The sequence below is a fragment of the Methanoculleus sp. SDB genome (genome assembly GCA_001412355.1).
Classification (GTDB): domain Archaea; phylum Halobacteriota; class Methanomicrobia; order Methanomicrobiales; family Methanomicrobiaceae; genus LKUD01.
The window spans coordinates 19,022-45,698 of sequence record LKUD01000058.1; the positions used below are offsets into that span (position 1 = coordinate 19,022).

A 26,677-nucleotide genomic window follows, 5' to 3' on the forward strand; every position below is an offset into this window, starting at 1 on the left:
ATTTCCCGTTCAGCCGTGTCGTGTTCCCAGCTGCCCCCGGATCAGCGGATTGCGGTGATCACTGCTCCGGTCTCCGCCTCGTACCGACGTACCGCGTCGGGAGAACCGATCAGCAGCCTCCTCACGGTGTTGTAGACGCTCGGTGCGGACGTCCCGTCGATCGTGGAGAGGAGGGCCGCAAGCATCCCGACAAGCGGAGCCCGGTATTCCGGCTCCATCCTGTCGATGTCACCGAAGACGGAGAGTGCATTTACCGTGGTATATTCGTTCACCCGGGCAAGGCGGATGAGAATCTCCTGCAGGTACTGTCTGCCTTCCGGGGTCTGGAGCGAAATTTTCCGGTTCCGTGCAAACCGGCCGTACAGTGCCCGCTGGTCGTTGGCCTGCCGAATCCGAAACGACGGCGACGCTTCGGCCCGCCTGATGAGCGCCAGCACATCATCGCTCCCGGATCCGGCGACAGCCGAGAGAAAAGCCTCCCATGCAACCGGATGGTGCCCGCTCTCCTCCATAAATGATGCAAACACGGCATCGCGATCGGGGGTGGTGCAGGTGAGATACGCGGCAAACGCCGCCTGCCGGTCGGTCGCGTTCGTCGAGGTGTCGAACTGTTTGCGGAGCAAACGGTGGATCTCCGGTGTATCTCCCGTTGCCAGTATCCCGATGCAGAGATTTCTGACCTGCCGGTTCCTGATGTCCGCGATGCGCGAGGAGATGTCCTGACTGTCGGTTATCAGGCCGGAGTAGCGGGCATAAAGGTTCAGCAGGGTTTCCGAGTGCCGTTGTGCAATCGCACGGAGGAGTGCGAGCCGCACCTCGTAGAGATCGCGGAACCGGTAGGCGAACCGGTCATCCTCCACCGATTCGAATATCGTCAGGAAATACCCGCCGGCAGTCGCCATCAGGGTATCGTCGGCGAGCAGCCCGACGAAGAGGTCGGTGAAAGCCTCGGATACGGCGGCGCCGGGATTTTCGAGGAGGCGCATTTTTTCGCGATCACATAGCCGGTAAAACGCAAGGAACCTGCCGACGATATCGGAATCCTTTCGCACCTGCAGATACAGCTCGTCCTCCGGCGCCTCGTATGCCACGCGCCCGTAAAAGGAATACCCCCGGTTCAGTGAAACGAATGCCGGTTTCGGGATATCCGGAAAACGGATCACGGTCTCCTCATCCCGGATCACAGCCAGCTGTTCTGCGATGTCATTGCCGTCCGCATCCACGCACGCAACCACGAAGGGGAACTCCCAGACGGCCTCCCCGATGGTCGCCTGCTGGACGCACCGGAGCGTCATCGTGCGGCTGCCGGGATGATAATCCGCCGTCACGTGCAGTTCGGGGTATCCCCGCTGCTTGAGCCATGTGCGGGACATCGCCGACAGATCCATTCCAGAAATCTCCTCCATGGCACCTATCCACTGGGCGCGGGTGGCGTTGCCGTGACGGTACCGCCGGTGATACAGGTCAAGCCCCTCCGCAAAGCGTTCCCTTCCGGTGAGGGTTTCGATCATGCGCACGAATTCGGGAGCTTTCACGTAGGTAACACCCGTGATGAGTTCGTTCGGATCATTGAACCCGTCCGGTTCGATCGGAAGGGAGCCCGCCCCGCGATCATAGGAGAGCGTTCCCCCGTCGGGGGAGAGCAGGGTCAGCACCGTCTGGAGCCTGCTGTACGCTTCCCCGAACAGGAAGGCATGGTACATTCGTTCGATGTGCACCGTCACCGCCTCGTTGAGCCATATCTCGAAGGGGCTCCACCCGGTCACTTCCGAGCCGTTCAGGTTGTGGTAGAACTCGTGCACCTTGACGTTCGCCATATATTCGAACGCCGGATCGGTCATCTGCGGAAATGGCATGATGCGGTTCGTGGATATCGTCGTGTTGCCGACATTCTCCATGCCCCCGAAATCGGAGTTCTGCATGCCGATCTCCCGATACACGGTTCCCGTATAGGTGTATCCGGGCGTGATCGAGTCCGCGAGGCGGGCGAGCTCCGCCCGGAGCGCCGGAAGTGCGGCATCGGCGCCATCTCTGGCGAAAGCGTCGCGTTTCCGGCACAGCGCGTACATCCGGTCGCGGATCTCCCGGTCCCTGCGGTATCCGGGTCCGGTATAGAGGTGAATCCAGAGAATTGCATCGGCGAGCACGTCGAGAGCACGGTTCGCAGCATCCGCATCGGAATCGGGCGGGACAAGCAGCTCGAGCGTGAATTTCCTGCCGTCGGGATACTCGAAGGGACGGGACAACGTGGCATAGGTCCCGACGCCGAGGAAAAAGAGGTACGGCGCCATGGGAGTGATGAGATTTTCGTAGGTGATCGACACCCGTCCGCCGCCCACCGGGTGTCGCGGCACCGCAACGTCCCCGTTCGTGATCAGGTTGGTGTACCGTTCGTCGGCGATGATTGTCGTGGTGTACGTGCATTTTGCGGTCATGTCGTCGAGACACGGGACCAGCCGCTGGAAACCCCACTGCTGGCACTGGGTGATCTGCTGCGGCGGTGCCCCTTCCGGGGTTTCATCGTAATAGAGCCCTTCGAGCACATGGGACGAAGGCCTGCACACCGTCCGTGTCCCGACGGTAAAAGGCGTGCGGGGAGGAACGGAACGGGAAAATACGACCGACAGAAGATGTTTGTTGCGATCGTACTCGTATGTGACCGGGCCCGTGCCCGATTCCACGCTGATAATCTCAAGATTTCGTGCATTCAGCTGCAGAACCGGGAGCGGTGTTTCGCGGGTCTCTGCAGAGAGGACGGAATGCACGCAGGTATGATCGTCGAAGACGTCGAACACCAGATCCATATGGCGTACGACGACGGGTGGTTCGTCGAAATCCTCCGGATAATATTTGAAAAGGCGTTTGGGGCTCATGCTATGATAGATGGGATGATGAATACATATAAGGATGACCGGAGGGACCCAGTCACTCCGGACCCGGGATATCGGCTTCACCGTAATAGCGGGTGATGAATTCCCTGAGTTTGCCTGATTCCACCCAGCCTCGATCAAGCTGCTGGACGAGTGCATCGATCTCCATGATCTGGCCCCCGATGGTCGCATCCGTCTCCGTCTCCCCGTGGGAGACGAGCCCGAGGATCACCTGCAGGGGGTTTCGTATCTGGTCGCTGAGTCGTGCAAATTCAAGAGTATTTTTCTCCATTTCCTTAAACATTCCCATTTTAAGATTTTCCAGCATCCTGCGGCCGGTGATGTCCCGGATCACGATGACGGCCATTGTCACACCGCCGTTGTCAATCACGGGAATACTGCGTATTTCAGCCGGCATGGTGCTGCCCGAAGCGGTTTTCAGGGTTAATTCCCTCTCTGTCATCCCTTTTCCGGCAAACACCGCATCAATCTCCTCCCACGCGGCGGCCGGCCACGACCCGGGCAAATCAGGCAGTGATACCCCAATCGTCCTGTCCGGTTCGCTGCCGATCCATGCCGAAAAGATCGTATTGCACATCCGCACTTTCCGGTCACGGGTGATGACGACAATCCCGTCTCTCAGGGCATCGATCGTGGAGTGGTACAGCCGTTCCGAATCCTCAAGGGCACGCTGCGACGCACGCATTGCCTGCGCATAACTGTGCGTCAGGAAAAAGACCAGCCATGCGGTGAATACGATAAAAACGAGGGCGTTGATATTCATCAGCCACTGGATCGTCGCGGTATCGCTCACGGTCCGGAAGAGGATCCATGCCGAGAAGAGAAACCAGAGCGCACTGAAAAACGCATAGATGGCGGCTATGCGAAGCGGACTGAGTGAGAATAAAGAGAATTGACGCTGCTCCGGTTTTTGTTCGTCCTGCATGACCATTCCCTCTGCAATCTGAAAAATGCTGCCGCAGATATTTAATACATGTGTATTTCAACAACAAAATCCCATTCCGGGCGTTATGCAACCCGGATCGCTGTTCCCGGGCAAAGAAATGCCCCTATGGAATCCTGCGGACCGCTCCGGCCCTGCAATACAGAAAGGCATATATACAGAAATCTCATGACTTCTTGCTTAGGGTGTAGTTTATTATGTACACGTTTTACCGAAAAATTGGGATAATTGCCCTGATAATGACCGTACTGATCGGTTTTTGCATGGTTTCCGGGTGTACCGGCGATTCGGGATCAGAGACTCCCGCCACACCGGCTGCAACCACGGTGCCGCCCACCCAGACGAGTGCCGGAGGGCCGTCCGCTGCCAGTGCCGTGCACTACACCGAACTCTACCGGTTCTTCCCGACACCAACATCCAACTGGATTGCCGGGGATCCCACCGGCTTTACGATGAGTGACGCGGAAGGAGAATGGAGCTTCGCCCAGAGGCAATACACGCACAAGACCAATTCCGAGATCGTCCTGGATATCGTCATCCAGGATACGGCAGGGATGAATGTCGGGTATTTCCAGGCATGGGACTCCTATGTCGAAATGGATACCCCTGAAATGTCATGGAAGCAGACCACGGTGAGAGGATATCCCGCATGGGAGTTCTACGACAAGATGGAGAATTCGTATACGCAGATCATCGCCGTCAATGACCGATTCATCGTCTGGATCTACCTTGAAAACGGGCAGCAGTCATATCTCACCGTCTTTAACACCGGAATGGATTTCGACGGCCTTGCGGCGCTTGCCTGAGACAGACTCCCTTTTTTTCCTGTTCACCCGGAGGTCGGAAGCGGCCGCCCGGATCAGGACGGGTGCACAAGCTATTTTTGGACAGGCACCCATCCGTCACTATGCCGGGTGAGTTCGTCCTTCAGTATGCGGCCATGGTCTTCGGATGGATCGGTGCCGTCATTACGATCTACGGTGGTGTGCAGGCATCGGTGCGGATCATTCAGCGCGAAGTGCTCGGGCAGCCCCTCAAATACACCTTCATACGGATGGAATTCACCAATAAAATCGTATTCGGCCTGGAGTTTTTTATCGCCTCGGACATTCTCACCACGCTGATCGCACCGACGCAGGAGGAACTCCTGCTTCTCGGGACCGTCGTTGTCATCAGGGTCGTGCTCGGGTATTTTCTGGAAAGGGAAGCCGAGGAATTCCGGGTCGACTAGATCTCCCCTCATCGCCGGTCGACCAGCCGTTTCGGGCGGCCCGTGGCCCGGTGCAGTTCGAGACCGCCGGGCCCCGTTTCATTGAACAGAATCCTGAATGTGCCGTCTGCGTAGGCACTCGCGAGAAGATCCCTCTCTGACAGGAACGACCTGAGAAAATTCTCTTCAACAATACGGCGATCACAGGTGCCGGGATCTTCGCATTCGACGGATACCCGCATGACGACATCGCCGTCCGTATCGCCTTCGTACAGGAACGCCTCGTACTCCCCCGTCAGGTACTCCATGTTCTCCCGGAAAAAGACGCCCCGTTCGATGTCGACGCGGTTGACGGGTGAGCCGTGAATCCATACCGTTTCGGCCTCGCGCTGGGGCGTTCCGATTTTCATGTGCGTTCTCCCGCAGGCGCACGTCTCCCGGGATACCACCGCGGTCGTGTCGTCCGTGTCGTAGTTGATGAGAATATTGCCCGACTTTTCCCCCTCCGGAAGCAGGGTTGTCAGGATGATGCGGCCGCACTCGCCGTCACGCACGAACTGCTTCATCGCCGGATCGTAGAGATCGATATGCACGAGATCCTCGGGCACGTGCAGACCGCTCCGCCGGGTGCACTCCCCGCACATGGAGCCTTCCGTGCTGCCGTATGTATTGAATACCTCGCATCCCCAGCGTTCTTCAAGATAGGCACGCGATTCTTCGGCGAAACTCTCCCCTCCCACGATGAGGCGCTTCACACCCGAGGATGCCGGCGCGATGCCGTCCTTCTCGAGCCTGCGGGCAAGGCGGAGCAGCTTGAAGACGCTGCCGACGATCCCGGTGGGCCGCAAATTCCTGATGACCCGGAGGGGAAACGTGCACTTCCCTTCGGGGATGATCGTAAACCCGATTTGGTGGGCGGCGAGCGTCATGGTATTTGCCCCCACGTTCATGCCGTAACTGGCGCATACCGCCACCCGGTCCCCCGGACCGAACCCCTGCGAGACGAATGCCCGGGCATACTTCTCCGCGTACCGCATCCAGTCGTCCCATGTCAGGAAAAACGCCTTGGGCGTCCCGCTTGTTCCGGAGGTTTCGTGAATGGTGAAGATATCCGCACAGGGAGCACTCTTAAACTCAAATGCGGGCGAATCCGGCGGCTGGTGTTCACGAATCGTTGCGCCGGATATCACGGGGAGCCCGAGGAGATCCTCGTGCGACCGGATACTGCGGGGATCGATGCCGTGTTCGCCGAACCATTTTCGATAAAAACGCGTACGGTCGACGGCATACCGGATCGTGTACCTGACCCGTTCGTCAATCAGCGCATCGAGGTCCCCCCGCTCCATCGTTTCGATTGTCCGGTTAAAAAACGGCATAATACTCTCCGGAAAAGAAGATGACCGTCTGAAAAGATAATGGCATCTCCGCTCACCCGAAAAATCCGCGGCTGAGATTCGCGTCCTGCGAATATCCCCGCGACTCCCAGTATCCCCGGTATCCGGGATCGTCGGAGAGTTCGATCGCGGTGACCCATTTGATCCACTTGTACCCCCACTTATCCTCGGCAACCAGGGTAAACGGGTACCCGCGTTCCGGGGGGAGGGTCACGTTGTTCATCCGGTACGCGAGAATGATGTCGTTGTCCTCGATATAGGATCGGGGAAACGAGGTCGAATATCCGTCATAGGCATGGAAAATGATGGTGTCCGACCGGGGATCAATGCCGGCAGGGGTGATGAGGTCTTGCACGCGCACGCCCTCCCAGAATATCGTCGCGCTCCATCCTTCCACGCAGGAGAGCGTCACGACGTTCCCGTACCTCGGAAAGGATCCGACAATATCGTCATACCGGTACGAAAGGGGGCGATCGACGAGCCCGTCGACGGTGAGGGTATAGGCGGTGATGGTGATATGCTGGGGGCCACGGATGGAATTTTCACGGAAATCACGGATCGAAGAGAGATCCTCCCCCTCGTAATTCCTGATTTCCCCTGCCGACACCAGGGTGAGTTCCGGCGAATCGATGCCGGGAACCGTCAGCAGAAGGGCGAGCAGGACGGCACCCGCGACGATAACAACGGCAAGGAGAAGACGGTACGACATCCGGATCACCGTACGGATGAACGAACAGGGACGGCGAACGTTAAAAGCGTTGTGCGAAAAAACGGCTTCCCAAAAAAAGCTATTTTTCCTGAATATAATCGATTGCGTCCTGTGCGGCGGAGCGGATCTCTTCATCGGTATCTTTGAGAAGCTCTTTTAACGCCGCAACGGCGCGTGCGTCCTGTATCTCGCCGAGGGCGACGATCGCCCCCATTCTCACGCGGCGATCGGTGTCCTGCAGTGCCGTCGTCAGCGGCTCGACGGCATTTTTCCCGATAAGAATGAGCGCATCCGTCGCCCACAGCTGCACCCGGGTTTTTTTGTCCCTGAACAGCTGGATCAGGTGCGGCACGGCCCGTTCGTCACCGATCTGTCCGAGAGCCCTGACGCATCCCTCGCGAACCCGCCAGTCATTGTCGTTCAGGGCTCCGATAAGGGAATATACCGCGGACTTGCCTTTTCTGACGAGGGCTTCTTCGGCGGCTTTCCGCGTCGGGCGGTCCCTCTCCTCCCGCAGGTTCTCGATAAGTTCGGAGACATCTTTCGTGTCGAATGTCCGTTTATCGCCTTTAAGGAAATCAAAAAATCCCATTGAGAAAAATCCTGACCGCTTCCGTGTCATATGAAATTGTTTTTTAACTCTATATCAACATTTGCATGGCATATTACCGCGGAAACCGTATCGTTGGATGCGGCGGCTGTGTGCCTGCAGATGGGTGTGACGGGAATGACGGATGACGGGGACGAAACCGGCAGACGGCGCGCAAAACAGGAAAAACGCCGTGAATTGTTCATAGCCGCCCTGGACCATGACGAAGCGCCGTACCGGTGGGGGGCTGCAGAGGCGCTCGGGCGGATGAGAGACGAACGTGCCGTCGAACCGCTCATCAAACGGCTTCATGACGACGACTGGCGGGTGCGGCTGAAAGCCGCCTGGTCGCTCGGGCAGATCGGCGATCCCCGGGCGCTGCCGCATCTCCGGCGCCTCATGAAAGACCGGAGCGAGGCAGTCGCCGATATGGCCGGCGAGGCGGTTCGCGGGATCCAGACCCGGATGCTGAGGAAGCGGAAAGAAGACTGACTCCAGAAGGTATATGCATTCGTCTGCCGGTATAGTGTGATAGATACATCAGGTTCCGGAGCCTTTCCTCCGGCTGGTGAACATACGTGGATCAGGTGATAATTATGCTTGAATTTATCGGCATTGCGGTTCTCATCATCGTGCTTGTCGTACTGGCAGGCTGGTTTGTAAGCATCTACAACAGATTTTTCCGCCTGAAAAACTCGGGCGAAGCTACGCTCGGGCAGATCCGGGTTGCCATGAAGAAACGCCTTGACATGATCTCCCAGCTGCTCGGGGCGGTGAAGAGCTATGCGGCATTTGAGAAGGAGACGCTCGAAAAAGTGACCGCAATGCGGGGAAGTGTCGGATCGGCGGGTGCGGGAGATCTCAACGAAGTCGAAGCCGCATCACGCTCAATCCTCGGCAGGCTTCTTGCCGTTGTTGAAAATTATCCCGATCTCAAGACATCGAAGACGGTTGCCGACCTGATGGCGGCCATCCGCGAGGTCGAGGCGGAGATCGCACGGCAGCGCTATACCTACAACAATATCGCCCAGCAATCCAACACGATGACCGAGACCATCCCCTCGAATATCGTCGCCGGAATCATCGGTATTCAGAAGATGGAGTACCTGCAGTTCTCCGAGGAGATCGAAACGCCGCCCGAGATTGCGTTCTAGAGGCGTGTGGCTGTGAACGAAACGCGGCAGATTGTTCTGCTTCTGATCATCACCGCAGCCCTCGGCATCCTTGCCGTCGCTGCCGTGGCCGTTGTGCCGCCTCTCTTCGAAGGCGATCTGGCGGTTGACTCCTACGAGGCGGTGCTGCATGACAACGGGACGCTCGTCGAGCGGTACACCTACGAGGTGAAAACCGCCGGGACCTACCGGATGCTCTACCGTACCTGGGATGCCTCCCTTGTATTTGCGCCGGCGGATTATCCGCACGTCGAATATATCGGGATGCAGGTCCCCGCCGGCGTGATCGGGTATGCGAAAGATGCACGGGGCGACGTCATACTGGAGGGTGCAGGGGACGACGCCGCCCGGGCGTTCGTCCGGGAGCATGCGCTCGCAAACGAGGCGGGCATCTATCTTCCTGCATACTTCGGTGCGGGCACCTATACCGTTGAATACATGTTCCGCATCGCTCCTCCGATTGAATACGATGCCGAAGCGGTGCACCTGAACCTGCAGTTCGCACGCAGCCACATCCCGTACCGCCGTGTTTCGATCACCGTTCCCGCCCGCGGTGTGGAGGCGGTCTACCCGCACCCGCCCCTGCTGACGGCCACGCAGACAGGAGACACGATTCTTGTTTCCGGCAGCTCGCCGCAGGACGACCTCATCGAGATCGAACTGCTGCTTGCTCCCGGCATGCAGGACGAGCTGTACGGGTTTCCCGCCTCCGTTCCGGATATCCGCGCACAGACGGAATCGGCCAATCTTCTCTACGGCGCACCCTTCGCCGCCGCGGGTATTCTCGCCCCGTGTGCCGTGCTGCTCGTCATTGCCGTGCCGTTCCTGCTTGCCGCGCTCTGGTACCGCTCCGGGCGGGAAGCAGACGTAACGGTTCCGGAGTTTCTCAGTTTCGTCCCGAACCCGAAACTGAAACCCTGGCAGGTCACCCTGCTCTTTCAGGGCGATGCAGGGGATTTCAGCGAAAACGGCTTTCAGGCGACACTGCTCGATCTTCACCGGCGCGGCATGCTGCGGATCGAGGAAAAAGAGGGCGGATCGGGCGTGATTATCACGATACCCGACAGCAACGCGATCGACGCTCCCGGCACGGATTCCTACGAACGGCGCGTCATGACATTCATCTCGAACGCCGCAACGGACGGGAGGCTTGACACGAGCGGATTTGCGGCGCTCGCCGGGAAGGCACGGCACTCGCTGCAGGCACGGACAACGGCGATGCGGTTCCAGCAGACGCTCACGGCGCTCATGGGTACGGCCGACCGGTCGATTCTCCGCACGTACATTGTCGAGGGACGGCAGCAGCTGCTCCCGTTCGCGTTCCTCGGCGCAATACCCCTCGGCCTTGCCATCCTGCTCCTTGTGCTCTCACCGGGCACGGTGCGGCTCCTTGCGGGGGCGGTGGCGCTCTTTGCCGTCGTGCTCATCCAGGTCGCCGTCGCCGCACTCTTCCCGACCACGCTTTTCGGCCACTGGAAAGGCGACGGGTATGCGGAAAAGCTCCGGTGGGACGCTTTTGCGCATTTCCTCTCTGACCTTGCCCTCATCCGCCAGTACTCTCCCGACGATATCAGGATGTGGGGCGAGTGGCTCGTGTACGGCACGGCGCTCGGTGTCGGCGATAAAGTGGAGGCGGCGATGAAGGACCTCAACATCAGCGTACGCGATGCTGGCGTCCCGCTCTACTCGAATCTGCACCTTGCATTCGTTCCCATCATCGCCTTCGCCCCCCCGTCGTCCGGCGGCGGAGGATTCGGCGGAGGCGGGGGATTCGGCGGCGGAGGCGGGTTCGGCGGTGGCGGGGCCGGCGGCCGCTGATCGCCTACCCGGCAGGGGCGGGCAGGACCGTCTGCCCTTCCCGGCCGGCGGGACGGGGGCTCCCGTCCTCCTGCCGCTCGATCTCCTTCAGTATCTCCACAAGCACGGAGAAGACCGCCGCTTCGAGAGGATCGTCAAACGCATAGAACCCCTCGCTCGCGTGCTTCTTCGCCATCTCCGAAATCCGCTCTGCATATTTCTGGTCCTCCTTTCTCATTGCCTTTCGTGCCCGCATCCAGCGGTCAGACGTGTTCTTCACCCCGAGCCTGATGCTCTCGAAACTTCGTCCCATGGTATGTCACCACCAGAAGTGTCCGGGCAGCAGTGATAAGGCCCCGGCGCGGATGAGGTGAAAGTGAGGCCGGATAGTTTATGGGTGGATCGCGACTATATGGCGGTACGATGTCACCGGACGGTTATGCAGGCAGGATTCTCGCCGTGGATCTCTCCCGGAAAACACTTTCCGACACGCCCCTCCCCCCCGTGTGGAAGGACCGCCATCTCGGCGGCCGGGGATTCGGCGTTGCGGCGGTGCGCGAACGCGTCAGGCCCGGGACGGATCCCTTCGCTCCGGACAACGTGCTCGTTTTCGCAGCAGGCCCTCTCACGGGGAGCGGCATGCCCCTCGGCGCACGGTACGACGTGGTCACCGCATCCCCCCTGACCGGGACGCTCACATCCGCAAACAGCGGCGGGTTTTTCGGCACGGCATTGAAGCGTGCCGGGTATGATGCCGTGATCATCTCCGGCGCCTCTCCGACCCCCCTGTACCTGTACATCGACGGACAGGCGGAACTCCGGGATGCGTCCGCGTATTACGGCATGGGAACCGGGGAGACCGCCCGGGCGATTGCCGCCGATACGGGGGAGGCGGGGATCCGGGTGGCCGCGATCGGCCCCGCCGGTGAACGCCGGTGCCGGATGGCGGCGGTGATGAACGACGGGGGACGGGCCGCAGGACGGGGCGGAGTCGGCGCCGTGATGGGCGCGAAGAATTTAAAAGCGGTGGCGGTGCTGGGCACCGGCACGGTCGGGGTTGCCGATCCCGAGCGTGCCCGCGACGTCGGGAGACAGATCCTCCGCACCCTGAAGGAGGCGGGCCTCACCACCGGCAGCCTCCGGACACACGGAACTGCGGGGGTGCTGCCGCGGATAAACGGGCTCGGTATCCTGCCGACCCGGAACTTCCGGGAGGGGATGTTTGAGGGTGCGGAGAACGTCTCCGGAGAGCGAATGACCGAAACGCTGCTGAAAGGCAGAAAGCCCTGTTATGCATGCAGCGTCGGGTGCGGGCGGATCACCGAATCCGGCGGTGTGTCGGGCGAGGGGCCGGAATACGAAACCATCTGGGCACTGGGCCCGGCGTGCGGCATCGACGATCTTCCGAAGATTGCGGAGGCGAACTACCTCTGCAACGAGCTCGGGCTCGACACGATCTCCACGGGATCCACCATCGCCTGTGCCATGGAGCTTGCGGAAGACGGCCATCTCGACACCGGCTTCCGGTTCGGGGATGCCGGGGCGCTCGCCGGGATTGTGCGGAGGATCGGGTACCGCGAGGGGATCGGGGATCTCCTTGCCGAGGGATCGTACCGCACAGCCGCCTCCGTCGGGCAACCCGAGTACTCCATGAGCGTGAAGGGGCAGGAGCTTCCGGCATATGATCCGAGAGGACTGCAGGGGCTCGGCCTGAACTACGCGACCTCCGTCCGGGGCGGGTGCCACGTCTACGGGAACATGCTGTACGCGGAGGTGATCGGCTCGCCCGTCAGACTCGACCCGTACGCGACGGAGGGGAAGGCGGAATGGACGAAGGAATTCCAGGATCTCGGTGCCGCCATCGATGCGGCCGGGATCTGCATCTTTACGGAACGGGTGCTCTGGGCGCCCGAGTATGCCCTGATGGTCGCCGCCGTCACCGGACGGGATATCGACGCAAAGGGGCTGCTCCGGATCGGCGAGCGCATCTGGAACCTCCAGAAGCTCTGGAATATCGGGGCGGGGCTGGGCCGGGACGACGACACCCTCCCGGCCCGCTTCCTGACCGTTCCGCTGCGCTCGGGGCCGCCTGCCGGCGAAGTCTGGCGGCGGGACGAGCTCCTCCCGGCATATTACGCGGCACGGGGCTGGGACGAACAGGGTGTGCCGAAACCGGAGACGCTCCGGGCGCTGGATATCGCCTGAAAAGCTAATCGTTTCGCTTCGCCAGCAGGCGCACGAGCGACAGGGTGGCGGGGTGCGGCGTCCCGGCGGGAACGGCATTCCTGCTGCCGCCGAGCGCATCGATGACGGCACGGATTGCTTCGCCTGCGGACGGGCTGTAGCCGCCTTCGAGCACGATCGCGGCGGGGAGGCGGACGGCATCCATGAGAAGCGCGGTGATCATGCCGAAGTCCCCAGGGAGCAGCGCCATTCCCCCGAGCAGATCGTCGTGCAGCGAATCCTGGCCTGCCGAGATGATCAGCGCTTCGGGGCGGTACCGCAGGATCGCGGGGAGAAACACCTCCGTGAATACATGGGCATAATCCGCCCCCGTTGATCCGCCCTCGAGCGGTACGTTGATGGTAGAGCCTTCGCCCGGGCCGATTCCCGTCTCCCACGGCATGCCGCTCCCGGGAAATATTCCGCCATGGTGCACGGAAAGGTAGAGGACGCGGTCGGTATGGTACCAGATATACTGCGTGCCGTTGCCGTGGTGGACATCCCAGTCGACGATTGCCACCCGGTCGACCGAGGTCAGTGCGGCCGCAGCCGCGATTGAGGGGTTGTTGAAGATGCAGAATCCCATCGAGTGGTGCGGGAGGGCGTGGTGGCCCGGGGGACGCATCAGCGACAGCGTATGCGTGCCGTCGAGCGCCTGTTCCACGGCCTGGATGGCCGCTCCCGCCGCATACCGGGCAATGTCGTAGGAATCCCGGGTAATGTAGGTATCGGGGTCTAAAAACCTGACATCACCATCCGGGCAGCAGTCGCACGCGTTTTGGACGAGGGCGATGTGCTCGGGCAGGTGGACACGGCGGATCTCCTCGATCGTCGCCATCCGCGCCTCACGACGGGGAGTGCCGGCAGGCACGCCCGAACAGGCAATCGCGATGCGCTCCTGCGACTCCGGGTGTCCCGGCAGATCATGGAGGGCACAGGCGGGATGCGTGATCACCGAGCATCTCATTGCAGAGCACTGCTGCCTGCCAGCTCAAGAACCTGCCGGTGGAAGGGAATGGTTCAGCCGATGATCCGCCGGAGAACAGGCGTTTTAACATCCACGGCACCGGAGGGGCAGAGTTCCTGGCAGCAGAAGCACCTGATGCAGCGGCCGTAGTCGATTTCGGGTATGGCGCCTTTGGAAAACAGGATCGCCCCGGGCGGGCAGTCTTCCGCACAGACACCGCACCGGACACAGCGGCCGGGATCGATGACGGGGCGTTCGGCGAGCAGCCTGTCCGCGATTGCGAAGAGGAAGGGGGGAATCCTGCCGGGGTTCCGCACGGCGGGATGCCGGAAGCCGGATATCCGCACGTCTTCGAGCGGAGGGCCGTGGAGTGTTATCTCCTCCATGCTGCCGGGCCCGGAACCACGCTCGCGGGCGCACCGGATCGTCGGCACGGCAAGCGGATCGAGACCGACGATACGGGTGGCGGCGAAATCGATCGCGGGGCAGCTCCTGCCCGCTAGAATGAGGCCGATCTGCCGCGGCGTTCCCGACTGGGGGCCGGTGCCTTCCATGCCGATGACCGCATCCATGATGGTCAGGTCGGGCGGAAACGTGTCATGCAGGTCGAGGAGCAGCTCCGCAAATGTGGTGACGTCCCGGCCGGCGTGGAGGTGGTACTCCGCCTTGATGACGCCGGGGATATACCCGTAAAGCAGTTTGACGGCGCCCGTGAACAGGGTGAACTGGTGGGTCTTGAGTTTTGGGAGGCAGATGACCGCATCCACCGAATCGAGCATCGCGGTGACGGTAAATTTCTTAAACGTCCTCGACCGGTCCGACACCCGTTCCATGCGGGGCTCGTCGAAATAGGCCATGGTCGCCCCGGTCTCCTCGATAACATCCTGAATGCCTGTTTTTTTAAGCAGCGCCCGGTACGAAGCCGGGGTGTTCCGCCCGCCCGGCGAATCCCCGACAATCGCCTCGGCGCCGCATTCCTGCACCATACGGATCACCGCCCTGACGACTCCTGGGTGGGTTGTCACCGCACTCTCCGGGCGTCTGGCCGCCAGCAGGTTGATCTTTACGAGAATCCGGCTCCCTTCCCGTGCGACGGACGCGATGCCGCCGAACGGGGCAAGGCTTTCTTCAATCGCCGCCCTGACAATCGCGGGGTCATACGAATCGCACCGGGCAACGGCAACCTCATAGGGAGCGGGCATACAGGGGTATCGGCACGCGGTTAAAAAAAGGTGTATCCCGGTCACCCGACCGGGACGACGACCGGATGGCCGTGGCAGGTCTCGATGGAGACGGGCACGCCGTACACCTCCTCGATATCGGCAGCCGTCACCTTGTCGCGTGGTTTGGCGGCATAGATCGTGCCGTTTTTGAGGAAAATACAGGCATCGGCATACCGGAGTGCGAGGTTGAGGTCGTGCATGGTCATCACGGCGGAGACGGGGTGCCCCCGCACCACCCCGCGGATCAGCCGGAGAATCTCCATCTGGTTTTTCAGGTCGAGGCTGCTTGTCGGTTCGTCGAGAAGCATGACCCGCGGCTCCTGCACGACCGCCCGGGCGATGCTCACCTTCTGCAGTTCGCCGCCGCTCAGTTCGTCGATGTACCGGAGGGAGAGCGCCTCCATGTCAAACCGGCGGAGCGCCGCTTCGACGAGCCGGATGTCATGGTCGGACGCATTCCACGTGATATGCGGTTTTCTTCCCAGCAGCACCGCGTCAAATGCCGTGAGCCGGCCGGTTTCGCACCGCTGGGGGACGTACCCGATCTTTTTTGCGATCTCGGGCTGCCCGAGCCGCATGATATCCTCCGTATCGACGAGCACCGTCCCCGCCTTCGGGCGGAGGATGGCATTCATGCATTTGAGCAGCGTTGTCTTGCCGACACCGTTCGGGCCCAGTATCGCGAGCACTTCGTGCTGGGAAACACGGAACCCGATGTCCCGGATCACATCGCGGCTCCGGTACCCGAACACCACGCCGTCCACATCGAGCATCATCGCCGGTACCCCCGCAAAAGCAGCCAGATAAAGACCGGTGCGCCTAAGAATGCGGTGAGAATCGCCACGGGAAGGATATGGGGGGCAAGCATCAGCCGCGCCGCCGTATCGGAGGCAAGGAGCAGCACCCCGCCCGCGATGCAGGAGCCGGGGATCAGGAACCGGTGGTCGTCGCCGATGACCCTGCGCACCATATGGGGGCAGACGAGGCCGACGAACCCGATAATCCCGAGGAACGCTATCGTGACCGCGGTGACCAGCGATGCCGCAAGCATCCCGAAGAGGCGGACTCTTTCCACGCGGACGCCGAGCCCCTTCGCCGTCTCGTCACCGGCATCGATCGCGTTGTAGTTCCAGCGGTGGCAGGTGAAGTAGATGATTGCCGCGAGGGTGACGACGGACAGGAGCCCGAGTTCGCTCCAGTCAGCCCGACCGACATCACCGAACGTCCAGAAGACGACCGCGGCCAGCTGGACGTCATCGGCAAAATACTGGAGAAACATCGTTCCGGCGGTGAACAGCGAGCCGATGGCGACACCGGCGAGCACCATCACTTCCGGTGACGCACCGCGGATGTTTGCAATCAGCAGGATGATGCCGGTTGCGATCATGCAGAAAAGAAACGCTATGATTGTCGTGATATAGGGATTGTCGAGCACGACGGCATCGGCACCCGTACTGTGCATGGTTCCGGTGCCGAGGACGATGACCGAGAACGCCGCCCCGAATGCCGCCGCATGCGATATCCCGAGAGTAAACGGGGATCCGAGCGGGTTCCTGAGTATTGACTGCATCGCGGCGCCGGACACGGCAAGCCCCGCTCCCGCAACAACGGCAGTGAGCGCCTGAGGGAGCCGTATGTTCCAGACGATGACCCGCCACTTCGGTAGTGTTTCGAAGCCTACCAGGGCACGGACGACGTCGTCGACGGGTATCCTGCAGGCGCCGACCGATATCGATACGACGAGCAGGAGGATCAGGAGAAGAATCCCCCCGATACACCACGAGATCTTCCTCCCGGTATATGCCCGGTATGCCGCCGGGATCTCGCCGTCAGCCAGATGCACGGCCTGCCACGCCCCGGGTTCCGGCACGGCGTGCCGGAACGGTGGTTGTCGGTAAATGCTGCATGGTACTCGCGTTTCCCATTCTTATGGTGCCGTGGAGAGGGGGGTAAAGGCATACCCGCCGAATAACTCGTTCATTTCGGAGAACACCGGTTCTCCGACGAGGAACGTATAGATCTCATCGGCCTCGGCCGCCGGATCCACATCGGCAAACCGGTCGGGATAGAGCACCGTCCCGATGTAATAGGCGTCCGCGATGACCGAACCGTGGTTCTGGGTGTACCAGTTGTACGGGAGGACACCGTAGACTTCGCCCGCTTTTACGGCCGTGAGCCCGAGATAGGCCGGATCGGTACCCAGTTCGTCGATAGCAGAGGGATCGGTCTGCAGGGTGGAGAGGTCGACGAAGAGGATGTCGGGGTCCCATTCGACAATCTTCTCCTTCGCGACATCCGCATGGGTGGTCCCGGCTTCGGCGGCGGCGTTGTTCGCATCAAGGAAGAGGAACGGGGGGTAGAGCGGTTCGGTTGACTGGAACCCGTGCGGCCCGCGGTACGCGATACCACCGATATAGACGGTTTTCTGCTGGTCGGCAGGAATATCCGCGGTTCGCTCATCGAGATCGGCGATACGCTCGTCGAAGAACGCGATGACAGCCTCGCCACGCTCCTCCGCATCAAGCACCTCCGCCATCAGCCGGAGCGAGGCATACATATCCTCCCGGTAGGTTCCGAGATCGCCGTATGCAAGGGCAACGACCGGCACACCGGTCTTTGCGGAGAGTTCGTCCGCTTCATCCGCCGACTCCACGTACGTCTTGAAGATGACATCAGGCGCCAGGGCGACGATCTTTTCCGGGTCATCGGCGCCGCGGAATTCGCCGATCATGGGAAAAGTGCGGAACTGCGGGTTCGCAAGGGCATACGGGCGGGCGTCAAAGACGGTTTCCTGGATTTCGATGTCATCGACACCCACGATGCGATGCTGCTCCTGCAGGTACGTGAGATACCGCAGGCATCCCGATCCCGAACAGACGACCGTTGCGGGATCTTTCGGCACCGTGACCGTCCGGCCGAGGGAATCGGTAATCGTTAGCATCTCTCCGCTCTCCTGTGACGATGCCGGTGCCGAACCGGCACCGGTACAGCCGCAGACGGCGATTATCGCCACGATGAGCAGCATTGTTCCAAGTCCATAAACAGTGGTACTTCTCATGGAAATCACATCAATAAACACAAAAGGTTACGATATTATTAAGGAATTTCTATTCTGTATGAAATGTTATTACAATATTAAATTTTAAATCACTTTAATAAAATCATTTGTTATAATGTTGTTACGGCCCCCGACGCACGACGCCACGGGCACCAGAACCATTAACAGCACGGTATGCGAAAACAGATTCATGCAGAGCGAGGTGAAATGGGGAATCGGGCTTATCATCACCGGGATTATTCTCATCCCTGTCCTTCAGGCCGCATACCCGATCCCGCTCGGTGCCATTTTATATATTGCCGTTCCCCTCATCATCATCGGAATCGCCCTGATTCTCTTCCGGGGGCGTGAAGCGGCGATAGAAGAGATTCTGGAGAATAAACCATGATCCTGACCACAACCAGCGAAATACCCGGAAAAGAGATGGAAATACTCGGTATCGTCTTCGGCAATACCGTCCGGTCGAAGCATATCGGCAAGGACATCATGTCCGGCCTGAAGAGCGTCGTCGGCGGGGAACTGCAGGAGTACACCGAAATGCTCTCCGATGCGCGGCAGGAGGCCGTGAACAGGATGGTGAACGAGGCACAGCGGCTCGGTGCGGACGCGGTCGTCACCGTACGGTTCACGACAGCGGCAACCATGGCCGGGGCGGCGGAGCTGCTTGCGTACGGCACCGCCGTCAGGCTTGTGTGACGGGCGGCGCCGGTGTCTCCGCGGGGGCAATCTCAAGAAGCGCCACCCCCGTCCCGCCCGCACCGGAATCATTGCCGGAATCCGTTAGGTTTCCGGAAAAAACTACATACAACCCTTCTTTCCGATACACGGGATCGATGTGATCGGGGAGATAGACGGTGCCGTCGTCGCCGAGGATTGCATATCCCCCGTCCCCGGGAGCGATGATCCGTCCGAAGAGCGTGAGAGTACCGTCATCTGCGGAATCGTTCAGCGCCCGTGCACCGGGATCGGCGGGCCGTATCGTAATGAGATCCACCGGCAGGCCCCACTGCCCGATACCTATCCTGTCCGACCGCACCTTCCCGGCAAAGATCACCCGCACGCCCGGCGCCCGGTACGGATCATCGAGGTTCAGGGGGCGGTAGCGGGTACCGTCTTCGGTCACGATGCCGTAAAAACCGCCGTCCTCCGGGACGAACGTGATTGTCCCCGTTCCGGAGAGCACCTGCTCCGGTGTGCCGATGCCCGTCATGCACCCGCACACCGCGATGACGGCCGCCAGTGCGAGGAAGCAGCGGAGAATCCCGGAAACCGGTGTCGCTTTCCTCCCTTCCGTTCCTTTTCCGTCCATCACCGCATCACTTCTTCGCGACTTTTCGCGCGAGTTTGACGGCTATCCCTCCGCCCGGCACGATGAGATCGACGACATCCGCACCGAGATCGAAGAGATCGTGTTCGGAGAAGACCTCGCGCATTTTCTGCTTCAGCGTGACGCCGCCGTGCCGGAATTCCAGGGTGACGGCATCAAGCTCGAGTGTGGCCGTCTTCTGTTTCGACGGCCAGAAGTACTCGAACGCATAGACGGGGCGGAAATAGAGATGCAGGGTATCGATCAGGATCTTCTCGACCGCAATATGATCCGCCGTGACGGGACGCAGCATCCCGGCGATAATGGTGCGGGTCAGGGACGACGCCTTCACTCTGGGCGGAACGACGATGGCATCCCCGCTTTCCAGCTCTTCGGTCCCGGAAATACCGGTACGCGAAGCGGCGACATGGCGGGCGAACGTGCGGTGCCCACCGGTCACGGCATCCACGAACGCCGCGGCCGACAGGTCCTCGACGCAGCGCTCAAGGCCCTGTAGGGTACATTTCCCGGACCGGGGGCGGTACTCCCGCCCGTCGATGACGACCGTCTGCACGACAGGACCGACCTCGAAAGCATACCTCTGCTGCCGCTCGTATTCAATATGGGTGCTGTAGTGCAGGTGCCAGAAGGGTTCGTACCGTTTTTCGATGTACCGGAGGTGTGTCTCGTCGTTCCGCGAGAGGAAAAGCAGTTTGTCCAGGGTCCCGAATGCCTGCCCTTTCAGCTCCTCCGCCTTTTTTCCCGCCCCCTCCATCCCGAGCGGATCATCCAGTGCGAAGATTTTCTGGTCGCCAACGTTTATGTCCACACGACACAATAGGCACGGTCAGGGAAAAGGATAGCGGAATTCAGGCTCTTCTGTCCCGTTCCCGACACGAGAAACATAAGGAGGAGAGATGTCCGGCCTGAACGATATATACGCAGAATCGCTTGCCCTTCACAAGCGGCACCGGGGAAAACTGGAAGTACGGTCAAAGATCCCGATCCACACCCGCCATGACCTGAGCCTCGCCTATACGCCGGGCGTGGCCGAGGTGTCCAGGAAGATTGCCGAAGAACCGGATCGCGCATTCCGCTATACCCTCAAGGGGAATTCGGTCGCCGTCATCAGCGACGGGTCCGCGGTGCTCGGACTCGGAAATATCGGCGGGTACGGCGCAATCCCGGGCATGGAAGGCAAAGCAATTCTCTTCAGGGAATTCGCCGGCATCGACGCATTTCCCATCTGTTTCCATTCGCAGGACGAGAACCTCGTCGAGGAGATTAAAAACATCGCACCCGTCTTCGGGGGCATCAACCTCGAGGACATCGCGGCGCCCCGGTGCTTTGCGATCGAGGAGGAGCTGCAGGATATCGGCATCCCGGTCATGCACGACGACCAGCACGGGACCGCGGTCGTGGTGCTTGCCGCGCTCATCAACGCCTGCCGGGCGACGGGAAAGGATTTCACCCATCTCAGAATTGCCGTCAGCGGTGCCGGTGCCGCCGGGTATGCCATCGCCCGGCTGCTGAAATGCCTCGGAATCAGGAACAAGGCATGCATCGTGGTCGGGGACCTCATCGTCTGCGACAGAAAGGGCATCATCTTCCGGGGGCGCGACGACCTCTTCGAAAACTACCACAAGTACATCCTCGCCCACGAGACGAACACCGAAAACCGCACCGGAACCCTGGCCGATGCGATGGCCGGTGCGGATGTCTTCATCGGCGTATCGGCCCCGGGACTCGTCACCCGCGGGATGGTGCGGACGATGGCACCGGACCCCATCGTTCTCTCTCTCGCCAATCCCGTGCCGGAGATCATGCCGGAGGAGGCGCACGCGGGCGGCGCCGCGGTGGTGGGCACCGGGCGGAGCGATTACCCGAACCAGATCAACAACGTCCTTGCCTTTCCCGGGATCTTCCGGGGCGCCCTTGATGCCGGCGCTTCCCGCATCACCGACGAGATGAAGCTCGCTGCCGCCCACGCCCTCGCCGACTATGTGGCAAAACCGAACCGGTCCCGCATCCTCCCGAACGTGCTGGACAAGGGGGTCACAAGGGCGGTCGCCGAAGCCGTGAGGGCCGAGGCGGTGGCGTGCGGGTGCGCCCGGTTTGTTGCCTGACCGCGTATCCGGCGGCAATACTTTTTTATGATCGCTCCTTCCCACTTCCCCCTATGGCAGACCCCGAATCCCCGGAAAACCGGTGATCGCGGGGCGGGAGATTTCTATGGCGAAATGGAAATGCAGCATCTGCGGCTATGTCTATGACGAAGAGCGGGGTGAACCGGCGATGGATACCCCGCCGGGTACGCGATTCGGGGATCTGCCGGAGGACTGGCGATGCCCCGTCTGCGGGGCGGACAGGAGCGCTTTCGCACCGCTCCCCGAAGGAGCGGATACCGGACCGGCACGGGCGGTGACAAAATGGAAATGCAGTGTCTGCGGCTATGTCTACGACGAGGAGGCCGGCGAGCCGGCGACGGACACTCCCCTGCACACGCGATTCGGGGACCTGCCGGACGACTGGAAATGCCCTGTCTGCGGCTCGGGAAAGAATGTCTTCGAACCCGTCCTCCGGGAGGCGGTGCACGAAACGGCGGATACGACGGTTTCCGACGTGCTGATCGCCGAGATGGCGGCATGGGGGATCTCCCTGATCTTCGGCCTGCCCGGAACGTCGTCCCTCGGGCTTGTCGACGCCGTCCGAAGGAACCATAGCATGCGGTACATCGTGGTCCGCCATGAAGAGAACGCGGCGATGGCGGCATCCGCATACCACAAGCTCACCGGCAACATCGCCGCCTGCCTCACGATCGCGGGGCCCGGTGCGACGAACCTTGCGACCGGCCTCTATGACGCGAAGGAGGATCACGCATCGGTGCTCTCCATCAACGGGCAGGTGAAAACCCAGTACACCGGGCCGGGCGGCATCCAGGAGATCGACCAGGACGCCTTTTTCCGGCCGGTCACCGTCTACAACAACACGATCTACGATCGGAAGACGGCGGTCCTGCTGCTCACGAAGGCGCTGAAATATGCGTCCCTCCACGAAGGCGTCGCCCAGCTGTCGGTCCCGAACGACATCCAGAAAATGCCCCTCAGCGCACCCCACAGCCCGCGTGAAACATGCATCCGGGATTTCCCCGTTGTGCCCGCCGGACGCGGCCTTCGCGCTGCGGCGGAGGCGATCAATGCCGCCCGCCGTCCGGTGATCATCGCCGGATGGGGAGCGCACCGGGCGGCGGATGACGTCGTCCGCCTCGCCGCCACCCTTCGGGCGCCCATCGTCACCACGTTCCGCTCCAAGGGCATCCTCCCCGATAACCATGAATGGCTCATCGGAATCCTCGGATCGGTCGGGTCGCCCCATGCACGGAAACTGGTCACCGATGCCGATCTCTTAATCACACTGGGTGTCGGCTTTTCGAAATTCACCAATGTTCCGCTCGACAAAAAGATCGTGCAGGTCGACACGAATCCCGTCAAACTCGGTATGAACGCCGACTGCATCCCTCTGTGGGGCAACTGCGTGCACCTCCTCCCGCTCCTCCTCCCTCTCCTTGAGCCGAAGCCGGAGGAGGGCATGCGGGAGCGCATCGCCGCGATGAAAGAGGAGTGGCGGGCGCACCCCGACCGCGAGGCGGACGAAAACGCCGTCCCGATACGCCCGCCTTATATCATGAAGGTGCTCTCCGCGCTGATTCCCGATGACGCCGTCATCACGCTGGACGTGGGCGAAAACCAGTGGTGGTTCGGCCGCAATTTCCGGATGAAGCACCAGCGGTTCGCCATGTCCGGCTATCTCGGCACGATGGGGTTCGGCTTCCCTGCCGCCATCGCGGCAAAATGCGCGTATCCCGACAAAGCCGTCTTCTGTATCACCGGAGACGGCGGGTTTGCGATGGCGATGGCCGATTTCGTGACCGCCGTCAAGTACGATCTTCCCATGGTGGTCGTCGTGCTCTCGAACCGGCAGCTCGCCATGATCCGGGTGGAGCAAATGATGGAGCAGTACGAGAACTACGCGACCGATCTCCTCAATCCCGACTTCGCCGCCTATGCCGACGCGTGCGGCGGAGTCGGCATCCGGGTGGAGCGGCCCGGGGACCTCGGCCCGGCGATCGAGAGGGCGATGGCACTGAACCGTCCTGTCATCGTCGATGTTTTCACGGACCCGGACCGGTTCGGAAGCGGCAGAACGTGATTGGGATGCGGGGTGCCCGAGCCGTCCGCGGGCGTCACCTTGAAGTGCCCCGGTGCCCATACACCCCCGTGAGAACCATGCCGCCGACGATTCAGGAGTCCGCCGTGCCGGATTCCGGGGAATGGGAGAAACGGGGCGATGCCCTGCTTGAGAAAGGAAAGTATGAGGAAGCGATCGAGGCCTACCGGCAGATCCGGGCCACGGACCCCGAATACCTCGCCGCCTGCAACCGCATCGGCAACGCACTCGCACAGTCCGGGCGCGAAGAGGAGGCGCTTGCCGAATTCAAAAAAGTCATCGATCTCCGGCCGGAAAATCCGCTGCTTGCCGATGTCGCGCTGAATAATGCCGTTCACGTACTCAGGAACCTCGGGCGCGAGAAGGAGGCGCTCGCCCTCTTTGAGCGGGTGCTCGACGAGGAGCCCGACAATGCCATGGCGCTCACCAACATGGGTAACCTGCTCTCCGACCTCGGGCGGGAGGAGGAGGCGCTCGCGGCCTATGAAAAAGCGCTTGCCGCCGAGCCGGACAACGCAGCGGTGTATGCCAACAAAGGGTACGTGCTCTCCGCACTCGGCCGCCCCGACGAGGCGCTCGCCACGTACCGCGAGGCGCTCCGCCGTGATCCGGCGGACACCCGCGTCCTGAACAATATCGGCAACCTGCTTTCCGATCTCGGGCTCTGGGAGGAGGCCGTCGGTCACTATGACCGGGCGCTCGAACACGAGCCGGAAAAGGCAGGCATCCTCTTCAACAAGGGACATGCGCTTGCCGCACTCGGGCGGCGGGAGGAGGAGGCCGACGCCTATCGCCGCGCCCACGCCGCCGATCCGAAGAATGTCTACATCCTGGGCGGCCTCGCCTGCACGCTCCGGGAACTGGGCCGTTTCGACGAGGCACGCGACGCATACGAAAAAGCCCTCGCCCTCTCCCCCGACGATCCGGTGCTCCGGGCCGGAAGAAATGACATGCGCCGGATTACCGGCAAATAGGGGGGAAGCCCGGCCTGCCGCCTCCACCCCTCTCCCCGGAGCCATGGCATTTCGCGCATGCATGAGCGGAAGGCCGCGATAGCGAACCAACCGGTTCTATCATCGAACTCCCGCGATTCCGGCAATAGCATACATCTCACATGCCGCCCGTATCCTGTCGCGAAGCCGTGCATCCCGCCGGCATCGGTGCGTGCGTCACGACATTCCCGTGTCCGGAGGCCTGCGGGGTCGGGGCTGTCCCGCCTCCCGGTCAGGGAGGAGCCCGGGGCGGCGGGGGTACCGCCAGCTCATCGGTGAGGGCCGCAAGAAAAGCGACCAGCACCGCGTGCCGCTCCTGTGCCATGCGCCGGGCGCTCGCAGTATACAGCCGGTCCCGGAGCAGGAGCAGTTTCTCCGTGATATGGCCGGCGGCGTCGGTCATGTCACCGCCGCGCTCCCCGGCCTGCATGAACGTCCGGGCAATCCCGACCGCCCCCATTGCATCCAGCTTGTCCGCGTCGGAGAGAATCCGTGCCTCGGGGGTTTCCGGTATCGCCGCCGACCTGAACCGGTGCGTGCGGATGGCGTGGACAATCGCCGGGATACGCGCGTCGTCGTACCGTACCGACCGGAGATACCGCTCCGCAATCCGGGCCCCTTCCTCCTCGTGGGGTATCCCGGTCGCCTCCTCGGCAGGCCGGCCGATATCGTGAAACAACGCTGCGGGGAGCAGGATCCGCATATCCGCCTGCTCATCCGCACCCAGCCGTTCGCAGAGTAGCGTGACCCGGAGGACGTGATCGAATCCGTGGGATCCCGACTCCCGAAACGCCGACTGCACGTAGGCGATCATTGCGGCAAACTGGTCTTCCATACACTCACGTCGTCCCGGTACTGGTGAGAATGCATTATTAAAAACAGTGTTGAGATGCCCTGCGGGAGATTTATTTCACCGGAAAGGCCTCTTTTACCAGCTCTTCCTGTTTTTTCGTCAGTTTTCCGGGTATCTTCACCACCACTCTGACAAGCAGGTCGCCCCGCCTGTCTGAATTCAGGTGAGGCATTCCCTGTCCCCTGAGGCGAAAGAGGGTATGGCTCTGGCTCCCCGGCGGTATGATCAGGGAGGCCGTTCCGGTGAGCGTCGGCACGGTGATCTCGCCGCCAAGAAGCGCGATGCCGAGCCCGATAGCCGTCGTGCTCTGGAGATCGGCACCGAGCCGTTCGAATACCGGGTGTTTCCGGATATGGATGACGGCATACAGGTCACCCGGCGGACCCCCCTCGCTTCCCGGCTCGCCCTCACCGGCAATTCGCAGGAACCGGCCGTCTTCCACGCCACGGGGGATGGATAGGTCAATGCGTCGCGTTTTTCGTATCGTCCCTCTGCCCCCGCAGGTTTCACAGGCCTTTTCGATGATCGTTCCCCGTCCCCTGCAGTCGGGGCACGGGGCGATGGTCATCACCTGCCGCCGGCCGCTCCGCTGCACCTGCCGGACCTCGCCGGTCCCCTTGCAGGTGGGGCACTCCCGGGTAAAACCGGGCTGTCCGCCGGTGCCGTGGCAGGTACCGCACTCATAAAAATGGGGAACCTCGAGGGTGTTTTTCGTACCGTAGAATGCGTCCGTGAGAGAGATTTCGATATCATACCTGAGATCCGCGCCCGCCCGGCTTCGTTCTCTTCCGACACCCCGGGAAAACACATCAAAGATATCGCCCAACCCGAAGTCGCGGAACAGATCGTCGTAACTGGGGGTCCGGTACCCGGAAAAGTCCCCGGGTTTGAACGCCGCGTGTCCCACCTGATCGTACTCGGCCTTCTTCTGCGGGTCGCTCAGTACCTGGTAGGCAATATTTATCTCCTTGAACTTTTCCTCTGCTTCTCTGCTCCCTTTGTTAAGATCCGGGTGATACTTACGTGCAAGCTGCCGGAATGCCTTTTTAATGTCATCCTGCGACGCTTCTTTGGTGACGCCCAGCGTTTCGTAATAATCCTTTTTTTCCATCGGTCTCAAAAA

Annotated in this window: 25 protein-coding genes and 1 pseudogene; 11 read left to right on the forward strand and 15 right to left on the reverse strand. The window is 61.3% G+C overall.

Translation table 11 applies throughout. The features are described 5' to 3' along the window. Positions 1 to 41: 41 nt before the first annotated feature. Together APR53_03710 and APR53_03715 are read right to left on the reverse strand one after the other, a co-directional pair. Positions 42 to 2,873 carry a peptidase gene (locus APR53_03710; GenBank protein ID KQC04185.1) on the reverse strand — a complete coding sequence of 944 codons (2,832 nt, stop codon included), beginning with the start codon at positions 2,871 to 2,873 and terminating at the stop codon, positions 42 to 44. 52 nt (positions 2,874 to 2,925) lie between these two features. Next, on the reverse strand, positions 2,926 to 3,822 hold the full coding sequence (locus APR53_03715; protein ID KQC04164.1) for a hypothetical protein: 897 nt from the start codon (positions 3,820 to 3,822) through the stop codon (positions 2,926 to 2,928). 209 nt (positions 3,823 to 4,031) lie between these two features. Here APR53_03715 and APR53_03720 point away from each other — a divergent pair, with 209 nt between their 5' ends. Then, entirely contained in the window at positions 4,032 to 4,640 is a 609-nt protein-coding gene (locus tag APR53_03720; protein ID KQC04165.1) for a hypothetical protein, read from the forward strand. A gap of 101 nt (positions 4,641 to 4,741) precedes the next feature. Next, a complete protein-coding gene (locus tag APR53_03725; GenBank protein KQC04166.1) occupies positions 4,742 to 5,065 on the forward strand; it encodes a hypothetical protein in 324 nt (107 codons plus the stop codon). An 8-nt stretch (positions 5,066 to 5,073) separates the two neighbouring features. Here the strand turns inward: APR53_03725 and APR53_03730 are convergent, their stop codons facing one another. The 3 genes from APR53_03730 to APR53_03740 all read right to left on the reverse strand — a co-directional run bounded on the left by APR53_03730 (position 5,074) and on the right by APR53_03740 (position 7,739). After that, positions 5,074 to 6,420 carry a coenzyme F390 synthetase gene (locus tag APR53_03730; GenBank protein ID KQC04167.1) on the reverse strand — a complete coding sequence of 449 codons (1,347 nt, stop codon included), beginning with the start codon at positions 6,418 to 6,420 and terminating at the stop codon, positions 5,074 to 5,076. Positions 6,421 to 6,472: 52 nt separating this feature from the next. After that, on the reverse strand, positions 6,473 to 7,147 hold the full coding sequence (locus APR53_03735) for an oxidoreductase (GenBank protein ID KQC04168.1): 675 nt from the start codon (positions 7,145 to 7,147) through the stop codon (positions 6,473 to 6,475). A gap of 79 nt (positions 7,148 to 7,226) precedes the next feature. Next, positions 7,227 to 7,739: a hypothetical protein gene (locus tag APR53_03740; GenBank protein ID KQC04169.1), complete on the reverse strand. Its 513-nt coding sequence runs from the start codon at positions 7,737 to 7,739 to the stop codon at positions 7,227 to 7,229. A 195-nt stretch (positions 7,740 to 7,934) separates the two neighbouring features. Between APR53_03740 and APR53_03745 the strand changes: the two genes are divergently transcribed. The 3 genes from APR53_03745 to APR53_03755 all read left to right on the forward strand — a co-directional run bounded on the left by APR53_03745 (position 7,935) and on the right by APR53_03755 (position 10,726). Next, the gene (locus APR53_03745; GenBank protein ID KQC04186.1) at positions 7,935 to 8,228 is read left to right on the forward strand and encodes a hypothetical protein; all 294 of its coding nucleotides are present in this window, start codon (positions 7,935 to 7,937) and stop codon (positions 8,226 to 8,228) included. Between the two features lie 104 nt (positions 8,229 to 8,332). Next, on the forward strand, positions 8,333 to 8,890 hold the full coding sequence (locus APR53_03750; protein ID KQC04187.1) for a protein LemA: 558 nt from the start codon (positions 8,333 to 8,335) through the stop codon (positions 8,888 to 8,890). Positions 8,891 to 8,896: 6 nt separating this feature from the next. After that, positions 8,897 to 10,726 carry a hypothetical protein gene (locus APR53_03755; GenBank protein KQC04170.1) on the forward strand — a complete coding sequence of 610 codons (1,830 nt, stop codon included), beginning with the start codon at positions 8,897 to 8,899 and terminating at the stop codon, positions 10,724 to 10,726. A 67-nt stretch (positions 10,727 to 10,793) separates the two neighbouring features. On the opposite strand, the pseudogene APR53_03760 reads toward APR53_03755, so the two are convergent. Next, positions 10,794 to 11,018: pseudogene (locus tag APR53_03760) on the reverse strand. A gap of 110 nt (positions 11,019 to 11,128) precedes the next feature. Here APR53_03760 and APR53_03765 point away from each other — a divergent pair. Beyond that, a complete protein-coding gene (locus APR53_03765) occupies positions 11,129 to 12,910 on the forward strand; it encodes an aldehyde:ferredoxin oxidoreductase (GenBank protein ID KQC04171.1) in 1,782 nt (593 codons plus the stop codon). 4 nt (positions 12,911 to 12,914) lie between these two features. On the opposite strand, the gene APR53_03770 is transcribed toward APR53_03765, so the two are convergent. From APR53_03770 to APR53_03790, 5 genes are all read right to left on the reverse strand, one after another. Then, positions 12,915 to 13,895 carry a histone deacetylase gene (locus tag APR53_03770; GenBank protein KQC04172.1) on the reverse strand — a complete coding sequence of 327 codons (981 nt, stop codon included), beginning with the start codon at positions 13,893 to 13,895 and terminating at the stop codon, positions 12,915 to 12,917. Between the two features lie 53 nt (positions 13,896 to 13,948). Beyond that, on the reverse strand, positions 13,949 to 15,097 hold the full coding sequence (locus tag APR53_03775; GenBank protein KQC04173.1) for a hypothetical protein: 1,149 nt from the start codon (positions 15,095 to 15,097) through the stop codon (positions 13,949 to 13,951). Positions 15,098 to 15,138: 41 nt separating this feature from the next. Then, on the reverse strand, positions 15,139 to 15,894 hold the full coding sequence (locus tag APR53_03780; protein ID KQC04174.1) for an iron ABC transporter ATP-binding protein: 756 nt from the start codon (positions 15,892 to 15,894) through the stop codon (positions 15,139 to 15,141). After that, entirely contained in the window at positions 15,891 to 16,961 is a 1,071-nt protein-coding gene (locus tag APR53_03785; GenBank protein KQC04188.1) for an iron ABC transporter permease, read from the reverse strand. The genes APR53_03780 and APR53_03785 overlap by 4 nt, the downstream gene beginning before the upstream one ends. A gap of 84 nt (positions 16,962 to 17,045) precedes the next feature. Further along, positions 17,046 to 18,176 (reverse strand): iron transporter, encoded by a 1,131-nt coding sequence (locus tag APR53_03790; protein ID KQC04189.1) that lies wholly within the window; start codon positions 18,174 to 18,176, stop codon positions 17,046 to 17,048. 190 nt (positions 18,177 to 18,366) lie between these two features. Between APR53_03790 and APR53_03795 the strand changes: the two genes are divergently transcribed. Both APR53_03795 and APR53_03800 read left to right on the forward strand, forming a co-directional pair. Next, positions 18,367 to 18,564 (forward strand): hypothetical protein, encoded by a 198-nt coding sequence (locus tag APR53_03795; protein ID KQC04175.1) that lies wholly within the window; start codon positions 18,367 to 18,369, stop codon positions 18,562 to 18,564. Further along, positions 18,561 to 18,872 carry a hypothetical protein gene (locus APR53_03800; GenBank protein ID KQC04176.1) on the forward strand — a complete coding sequence of 104 codons (312 nt, stop codon included), beginning with the start codon at positions 18,561 to 18,563 and terminating at the stop codon, positions 18,870 to 18,872. Before APR53_03795 ends, APR53_03800 begins: the two co-directional genes overlap by 4 nt. On the opposite strand, the gene APR53_03805 is transcribed toward APR53_03800, so the two are convergent. Continuing rightward, a complete protein-coding gene (locus APR53_03805) occupies positions 18,859 to 19,485 on the reverse strand; it encodes a hypothetical protein (GenBank protein KQC04177.1) in 627 nt (208 codons plus the stop codon). The genes APR53_03800 and APR53_03805 overlap by 14 nt on opposite strands. Before the next feature lie 7 nt (positions 19,486 to 19,492). After that, a complete protein-coding gene (locus APR53_03810) occupies positions 19,493 to 20,311 on the reverse strand; it encodes a hypothetical protein (protein KQC04178.1) in 819 nt (272 codons plus the stop codon). 97 nt (positions 20,312 to 20,408) lie between these two features. Between APR53_03810 and APR53_03815 the strand changes: the two genes are divergently transcribed. The 3 genes from APR53_03815 to APR53_03825 all read left to right on the forward strand — a co-directional run bounded on the left by APR53_03815 (position 20,409) and on the right by APR53_03825 (position 24,683). Then, positions 20,409 to 21,608, forward strand: a complete 1,200-nt coding sequence (locus APR53_03815; GenBank protein ID KQC04190.1) for a malate dehydrogenase — start codon at positions 20,409 to 20,411, stop codon at positions 21,606 to 21,608. Between the two features lie 295 nt (positions 21,609 to 21,903). Next, the gene (locus tag APR53_03820) at positions 21,904 to 23,691 is read left to right on the forward strand and encodes a pyruvate dehydrogenase (GenBank protein KQC04191.1); all 1,788 of its coding nucleotides are present in this window, start codon (positions 21,904 to 21,906) and stop codon (positions 23,689 to 23,691) included. Positions 23,692 to 23,768: 77 nt separating this feature from the next. Beyond that, positions 23,769 to 24,683, forward strand: coding sequence for a hypothetical protein (locus tag APR53_03825; protein ID KQC04179.1), 915 nt, complete (start codon positions 23,769 to 23,771; stop codon positions 24,681 to 24,683). A gap of 250 nt (positions 24,684 to 24,933) precedes the next feature. Here the strand turns inward: APR53_03825 and APR53_03830 are convergent, their stop codons facing one another. Further along, positions 24,934 to 25,536 (reverse strand): phosphohydrolase, encoded by a 603-nt coding sequence (locus APR53_03830; GenBank protein ID KQC04180.1) that lies wholly within the window; start codon positions 25,534 to 25,536, stop codon positions 24,934 to 24,936. Between the two features lie 70 nt (positions 25,537 to 25,606). Then, positions 25,607 to 26,665 carry a molecular chaperone DnaJ gene (locus tag APR53_03835; GenBank protein KQC04181.1) on the reverse strand — a complete coding sequence of 353 codons (1,059 nt, stop codon included), beginning with the start codon at positions 26,663 to 26,665 and terminating at the stop codon, positions 25,607 to 25,609. Positions 26,666 to 26,677: the final 12 nt, after the last annotated feature.